This is a genomic window from Gelidibacter sp., from assembly GCF_035577925.1.
In the GTDB taxonomy this organism is placed as follows: Bacteria; Bacteroidota; Bacteroidia; order Flavobacteriales; family Flavobacteriaceae; genus Gelidibacter.
In genome coordinates this window covers 1-7,332 of the sequence record NZ_DATJCY010000408.1, presented here as the reverse complement: position 1 = coordinate 7,332, position 7,332 = coordinate 1, and the positions used below count along the sequence as shown (strand labels likewise).

Genomic DNA, 7,332 nt, shown 5'->3' with positions numbered 1-7,332 from the left:
ATATTTCTTCATAGATATCTATTTTTTAAGGGAGCAAATATAGGGCAATCAAAATAATAAACAGCAACAAATCAGTTTGTAAATTTCACCAAGGAATATAGTGTGAAATATAAACGTGAGGCTGTAAATTGGCCTTAAAATTATTTATATCTTGTTGACTGATTTGTTGTTATGTCTGTTTCTTGAAAAAAAATCCAGAACATCGAATAAATGGGATCCATCTGTAAATCCCCTGAAAACTCCCACAGTTTAAAATAATAGAAATTCACAAATTTTACTACCCGTTTCTCGATTTTCCCCTACAGATGATTTAGAAAGAAAAAAGAAATGGTTTTTGAGAAGCTTAAAGCTTTGATTGATGGGTATTTTTAATATCTGTTAGGATAATAAATAATAAAATGACCAACTATTATGGGATTTTTTGGTTGCCTGTTCCAAAATATAAATTTCAAATTCTCGACAAAAACCGCAAAACAATCAGTAGTAGCGGCCAATTGCACAATTAATGGAGAAAATAATTAAAAAATTGTTAAATTTATTAAATGTTAAACAATTTTTTATTTTTAGGCTCTGAAAAACAGCACTATCTATTGCCGTTATTTTTTTATTTGCTCAAACTTTAAAACTTATTTATTATGAGAAAGCCACTTTTATTTTTTTTGTCCTTATTATTGTTTTCATTGACGATTTCGTCTTATTCACAAAATCGTGACTTTAAAAAGACTGCGAAAGAAAGGGCCGAGGAGATTAAAAAGTCTTCCAGGACTAAAAGCACAAAAGATGCCGATGAGAAAAGAACCGTTATTATGGAAGCGCCAGTTCTCACCACTGTAGCTTTAACCAGTCCCAAGAATATTAAATTGAAAGTAACACTATTGGAAATTCAGAGTTCTACTACCCAAAATGGCAGCATAGCACATCTTTCGATCAATCAGCATGTGCGCTATGAATCTAAAGGGAAAGTGATAAAACCTATTTCTAAGGATGTCCAAAGAAAGATGAAATTTTCAGAATGTGGACTCGGTGATCTGCAGTTAGAAGGCTTCGGAATTCAGGCCCCAAGATTAAATAATGAGTGGGAAGGAGCAACACCGCTAATATGTGGCGATAGAAACAATCAAATTCATGTGACCCAGTCAAAGCGGCCCTTAACGCGTAACCCAAATATTAATCACTCTCTTGTGTTTGCGATAACACAGGACCAGGCCAATGATAAGAATGCCGAGTTCCTTATTGATACTTTTGTGGCGGAATACTCCGAAGATTGGAAAGGAAAAGACACGAGTATTGCATTAAACCACGATTCTCGAAGGATTAATGTGGCAATTCATGATGTTTTAGCTATTCTTCAAGGAAATAAAAAGCTAAATGAAACCACCAAATATCTAAAAGATTCAGATGTTTCTTCCGAATTGTTATTTGATCACTTTGATGGCTTGTCCATACCGCTTAGAAATGTAAACAAAAACGGGAAAATGATTTTAGAAGGTCCCATAAGAGCAAGAAACAAAGGTTCGGAACTTATTGAAAAAGCCTTTGTGTGGATGCGTTTTGAATTAATTGATTAAAATTTTTGATGTATATTTTTGTGTGCAGCTCATTCTAGGTCAAATATTTTTAAAACGTAGATGAAAAAGTGAATAGATCAGTTAATTGACTCTGAATCACTTTCTCGGGTGGAATTTTTGAAGAACATCCCTTAAATGGGATCGATCTACATGCATGTAAATTTCGGTGGTGGTTATGCTTTCATGGCCCAACATGAGTTGGATAGCCCTTAAATCGGCGCCGTTTTGTAAGAGGTGGGAAGCAAACGAGTGTCTAAAGGTATGTGGCGATATGACTTTGTTGAGCTCTATTTTTTTGGCCAGTTTTTTAATGATCGTAAAAATCATAGCGCGCGTCAGTTGTTTTCCTTGATGATTTAAAAAGAGGGTGTCTTTATATTCCTTTTTAATATTTATTTTGGTGCGTACTTCATTTTTATAAATAGTGATATATTTTTGGGTGGATTTACTAAGGGGTACAAAACGCTGTTTATCACCTTTGCCCGTAACTTTTATGAAGCCCTCATCAAAAAAAAGATCGGAGATTTTTAGATTGGTCAGTTCACTAACCCGAAGTCCGCAACTGTAAAGTGTTTCTAGAATAGTACGGTCGCGCTCACCAATTCTTAGACCATTGTATTCTTTGGTGAGATCTATGGCTGCAATTAAGTCGTTTATTTCGTCAATACTTAAAGTGTCCGGAAGTTTTTGTGCAAGTTTTGGCGATTCAATATGATCCAACGGATTGATAGTGATATAATCCTCAAATACGAGATAATCAAAAAAACTGCGTAATCCCGAAATAATCCGCGCTTGCGATCTGGCATTTAGACTTTTGGAAATCTCATAAATAAACTGTTGTAAAACGCCATGATCAATGTTGATAGGAGAAATTACCAACTCATTTTTTTCTAAAAATTTAATCAGTTTCTTAATATCAAAAGCATAGTTTGCGATTGAGTTTTCAGACAATCCGCGTTCAATTTTTAAATACAGTTGATAATCATTTAGAGCATCATGCCATTTCATCGTTAAGATCTTTTAATTTTTTATACAATGATAATATTTTAGAAACAGAAACCACTCTAAACCTTAAAAAACGTTTCATGAAACGATAAATTTGATCTTGTTATCTTTTTGTATCAAAAAAAGCGTTTAGTTTGTAGTTACCAATCTTAAATTTGAAAATTATGAAAAAATTATTATTAGTGGCTGTTGTTGCAGTTTTTGGGTTTTTTAATGTCAATGCCCAATCAAAATTTGGAGTGATGGCAGGATACACTAACATTCAGCAAAAATTCACCATGAAAAACACGTCCGCATCAAGTGGGGATTCCGGATTTTTCATTGGGGGTGTAGCGGATTTTACCATCTCTGAGCAATTCCATATTCAACCAGAAGTTTTATATGCGAATGCATCAGAAGTGAATTTTTTATACATTCCTGTACTTGCAAAATATATGGTATCTGAAGAATTTGGAATTTTAGTAGGACCTCAAGCAAACTTTGTTTTAGAAGAAGCAGTTGAAGGTTTAAGTAACTTTGGTTTGGAGCTTACTTTTGGTGGAAATTATAAGATTACTGACAATTTCTTTTTAGAGGCACGGTATGGGTTTGAACTGACCAATAGATTGAGTGATATGAGTGGAGCAGATGGTGCTAAGTATCGAATTAATACGTTGCATATTGGTGTTGGATATATGTTCTAAGTCATCAAATTAAAATTTGTTTAATAAAAACCGAAGCTTCATCTTCGGTTTTTTTATATTCAAAAAACCTGTTATTTCCTGTTTGATAGGTGAACTTAAAAACAAAGTTTCAGTAATGTTATTTGATGTTGTTTAGGAATAACATTAAGACTATTTTAGTGCTCTTAAATTCACCTAACTTATTTAAAAATTATGAAGAAAATATTATTAGTAGTTGCAATTGCGGTTTTTACAATGTCTAACGTCAATGCCCAATCAAAGTTTGGAGTTATGGCTGGATATGCCAATATAACAGCTAAAGCTAAGTATGAAGGAATATCAGCAACACAAAGTGAATCGGGTTTTTTTATTGGTGGAGTAGCGGACTTTACCATATCTGAGCAGTTCCATATCCAACCAGAAGTTTTATATGCAAACGCGTCAGAAGCAAATTTTTTATACATTCCTGTTTTGGCAAAATACATGGTATCTGATAAGTTTGGGATCTTAGCGGGTCCTCAAGCCAATTTTTTACTGGATGAAGTGGAAACAGGTGCCAACTCTTTTGGTTTGGACCTTACTTTTGGTGGAAATTACAAGATCAACGAAAACTTCTTTCTGGAAGCAAGATATGGTTTTGAGCTTACCAACAGAATTAGTGGCCCAATAGAAGGCTTAAACATAAAAGGAGGATACAACACCTTACATATTGGAGTTGGTTATATGTTTTAAAACTGTATCATAAATTTATTATAAAACCGAAGCTTTGTCTTCGGTTTTTTTGTTAGTCATTTTAGCAAATAAAAAGTTAAAGCTTAAAATGATCGCGTTAAATTATGTTAACGTAAAATACTGTAAGGTATTTCTTAACGTATATCAGGTATTAACTTAAAAACATATTTTATGAAAAAATTATTTTTAGCAACAGTTTTGGCTTTTTTAAGTGCTACAGCCATATATGCGCAAGCAGATGACACAACAACACAGTTTGGTGTAAAGGGTGGGGTTAACCTTTCTAATATAACGGGCGATGACATTGGAGATCTCGACTCAAGAACCAGCTTTAATTTAGGGCTATTTATGGAAATACCAATCAGTGGGCGATTTTCATTTCAACCTGAAGTATTATATTCAGGTCAGGGGTTTACCGTTTTAAGCAGAAATCAAGATGACATTTTTGATGTTGGAGACAATGTCGAATACCAGTTGAGTTATATTCAAGTGCCTTTAATGGCCAAATTATATTTGGTAAAAGGTCTTTATGCCGAAGCCGGACCGCAGTTTGGTTTTAAGGTAAAAGAAGAAATCGACTATAAACCAGCATCCGAAGGTGGAGATGTTGTAATTGATGCGGATGATTCATTTATCAAGGATTTTGATACCAATATTGCTGTAGGTGCCGGCTATAAATTTGGTAACGGCTTTTTGGTTTCTGCACGATATACCTACGGATTGACCAATGTTTTTAAAGACAATTCGGTTTTTAAAAATGTAGATGCAAAAAATGCGGTTTGGCAATTTGGAGTTGGATTTTCATTTTAATCACAAACCAAACAGTATCAATATTATAAAAACCGAAACTGAAAACTTCGGTTTTTTTTAGGTCAAAAATTCGATGAAATGCCAGTAATTACTTCGATTTTTGTTTTTTTTAGATCAAAAGTAAAACTACTTTTGGGCACTCAAATTTATTAAAAACTTAAAAACTTTAGAAATGAAAAAAATCATGTTTATGGCTGCATTTGCAGTTTTTGGATTATCAAATGGCTTTGCGCAAGAGGCTGAAACTACTTACGGTTTTGAAGAAGGTGGAATTATTCTTGAAGGAAATCTTGGCTATAACAGCACAAACGATAAAAACACCGATATTAAAACCAGCGGATTTACAATCAACCCAAAACTGGGATATTTCTTAACAGAAGATTTTGCTGTTGGAGTACAAGCTAACTTTAATTCGTCAAAAAGAGAAGTGTCCGGAACCGATGTTAGAGATAATAATTCTTTTGGAGCAGGTATTTTTGGACGCTATTATTTCTTAGACTTGGGCAAACGTTTTAAAACCTATACTGAACTTGGTCTTGAATATTCAACAGAAAAAGATAAAATCAACGACTTTAAGGCCAACGGTTTTGGAGCTGGTCTTAACTTAGGAATCAACTATTTTGTAACTGATAAAATTGCGATTTCATTCGGTTTGGCTGACGTATTGTCTTATACATCAACTAAAGCCGATGGCGGTAAAGCAGTCTCAAGCTTTGACGGAAACATCAACGTGTTGAACAACTTTTTTGAAACAGCACAATTTGGTTTGTTGTTTAAATTATAATTTGAAAGATTAAATCAAATCAATATAAAACCACCATTAGTTTGGTGGTTTTTTTTTGCACCTATTTTTTATACTTTTATGGCATGAAAAAACTGATAATTATTAATGGTCCAAATTTGAATTTGTTGGGCACTAGAGAACCGGATGTTTACGGAAATCTTTCATTAGTTGAATTTTTAAATGCTGTTAAAGCAAAATATCCTCATGTTGAAATTGACCATTTCCAATCGAATATTGAAGGCGAACTGATTTCTAAAATTCAGGAAGTTGGTTTTAGTTATGATGGTATTATATTGAATGCTGCGGCATATACGCATACTTCTGTAGGTATTGGCGATGCTGTAAAAGCCATCACAACGCCTGTTATTGAAGTGCATATTTCAAATACGTTTGCACGTGAAGATTTTAGGCACCAATCCTTCATTGCGCCAAATGCCAAAGGTATTATTATTGGTTTCGGATTGCAGAGTTATGAATTGGCAATACAGAGTTTTTTATAAAAATAAACTCATAAATTCGCACAACATTTTATTGATCATCAGTAGTTTACCAAATAATTTAAAAAATAAGTGTTTTAAATGTGACCTATAATAAAATTATGTGTCTAATTCTATGTACACATTATATTTAATTTGGAAGAATTACAGATAGACAACTCAACTAGTGATGCTGATCTTATTGTTGAAATTATTAGAACCAATAGTTCTGAGTTGTTTGCAATTATTTATGATAGGTATTCAGAAGTCGTCTATCATAAATGTTTGAGTTTTGTGAAAAACAAAGAAGAAGCGCAAGATATCACACACGATATATTTGTTAAGCTCTTTTTGAAAATCAGAACTTTTAAAAATCAGTCAAAATTTTCTACATGGCTGTATTCCTTTACTTATAACCATTGTGTTAACCATGTCCAACGAGATTATAATAAACGTAAGGATAGGTTTATAGATGCTGATGATGAAAACCAGCTGAATCAGGTTTATGAAGAGATTGATGATAAAGATATTTTTGATTTGAATCATGAAAAATTCTTGAATTCTTTAGAAGTGCTAGATCCCAACGATAAATCCATTCTTTTTATGAAGTATCAAGATGATATGACTATTGAAGATATACAGATGGCATTAGATTTAGGCAAAAGTGCAGTAAAAATGCGCTTGAGCAGAGCGAAAAGTAAATTACTTCAGATTTATAAACAGTTGTAATTATGGAAAATCCTTTTAAAAAAATAATTACTAATGAAAAGCTGCCCGACAAAATTAGGGCACGGGTCATTGATGATATCAATATGATCAAGTTAGCTTTGGATATTACCGATCTTCTGGTTGTGAAATATCCGGATACTATCGGTAATGTCATTAAAAACAAAAATAATAATAACAACAACTAGCCTAATTTATTTCCAATGAAAGAAAACCTAAACTTTACACTTCTTGATAATTTAATCGATAATATCTATGTGTTTTTGCCGAAGCTTATTTTTGGCATTTTATTTATAATTGTATGTTGGATCGTTTTAAAACTTATTCTTTTTATAGTCAAAAAGACACTGAAATTTTCTAAGATAGATGCCCTGGCCCAAAAGCTTAATGAAGTTCCTTTTATGGACTCTGGCATTAAAATTAAACCGGATAAAATAATTCTTATTTTTTTGAAATGGTTTTTAATCCTGATTTTCATCATCATTGGATCAGAATTGCTCAACTTAAGCTTGTTGTCCAATGAAATAGGAAAGCTTATCAATTACCTTCCAAGATTCTTCAGTGCATTG

General features: G+C 32.8%; 10 protein-coding genes. 9 read left to right on the top strand and 1 reads right to left on the bottom strand.

Annotated features, from left to right (window positions below):
* Positions 1-635 precede the first annotated feature (635 nt).
* The gene (locus VNJ50_RS15325) at positions 636-1,568 is read left to right on the top strand and encodes a hypothetical protein (RefSeq protein ID WP_325583166.1); all 933 of its coding nucleotides are present in this window, start codon (positions 636-638) and stop codon (positions 1,566-1,568) included.
* A gap of 96 nt (positions 1,569-1,664) precedes the next feature.
* On the opposite strand, the gene xerA is transcribed toward VNJ50_RS15325, so the two are convergent.
* The gene (gene xerA, locus VNJ50_RS15320; protein WP_325583165.1) at positions 1,665-2,576 is read right to left on the bottom strand and encodes a site-specific tyrosine recombinase/integron integrase; all 912 of its coding nucleotides are present in this window, start codon (positions 2,574-2,576) and stop codon (positions 1,665-1,667) included.
* A 161-nt stretch (positions 2,577-2,737) separates the two neighbouring features.
* On the opposite strand from xerA, the gene VNJ50_RS15315 reads away from it, so the two are divergent.
* The 8 genes from VNJ50_RS15315 to VNJ50_RS15280 all read left to right on the top strand — a co-directional run.
* Positions 2,738-3,256, top strand: coding sequence for an outer membrane beta-barrel protein (locus VNJ50_RS15315; protein WP_325583164.1), 519 nt, complete (start codon positions 2,738-2,740; stop codon positions 3,254-3,256).
* Between the two features lie 192 nt (positions 3,257-3,448).
* On the top strand, positions 3,449-3,967 hold the full coding sequence (locus VNJ50_RS15310; protein WP_325583163.1) for a porin family protein: 519 nt from the start codon (positions 3,449-3,451) through the stop codon (positions 3,965-3,967).
* A gap of 171 nt (positions 3,968-4,138) precedes the next feature.
* A complete protein-coding gene (locus tag VNJ50_RS15305) occupies positions 4,139-4,777 on the top strand; it encodes a porin family protein (RefSeq protein WP_325583162.1) in 639 nt (212 codons plus the stop codon).
* 172 nt (positions 4,778-4,949) lie between these two features.
* Entirely contained in the window at positions 4,950-5,561 is a 612-nt protein-coding gene (locus tag VNJ50_RS15300) for an outer membrane beta-barrel protein (RefSeq protein ID WP_325583161.1), read from the top strand.
* An 83-nt stretch (positions 5,562-5,644) separates the two neighbouring features.
* The gene (gene aroQ, locus VNJ50_RS15295) at positions 5,645-6,061 is read left to right on the top strand and encodes a type II 3-dehydroquinate dehydratase (RefSeq protein ID WP_325583160.1); all 417 of its coding nucleotides are present in this window, start codon (positions 5,645-5,647) and stop codon (positions 6,059-6,061) included.
* Positions 6,062-6,193: 132 nt separating this feature from the next.
* Positions 6,194-6,766, top strand: a complete 573-nt coding sequence (locus VNJ50_RS15290; protein ID WP_325583159.1) for a sigma-70 family RNA polymerase sigma factor — start codon at positions 6,194-6,196, stop codon at positions 6,764-6,766.
* Between the two features lie 2 nt (positions 6,767-6,768).
* A complete protein-coding gene (locus VNJ50_RS15285; RefSeq protein WP_325583158.1) occupies positions 6,769-6,951 on the top strand; it encodes a hypothetical protein in 183 nt (60 codons plus the stop codon).
* A gap of 15 nt (positions 6,952-6,966) precedes the next feature.
* On the top strand, positions 6,967-7,332 hold a 366-nt coding region (locus VNJ50_RS15280), incomplete at its 3' end, for a mechanosensitive ion channel family protein (RefSeq protein ID WP_414652913.1).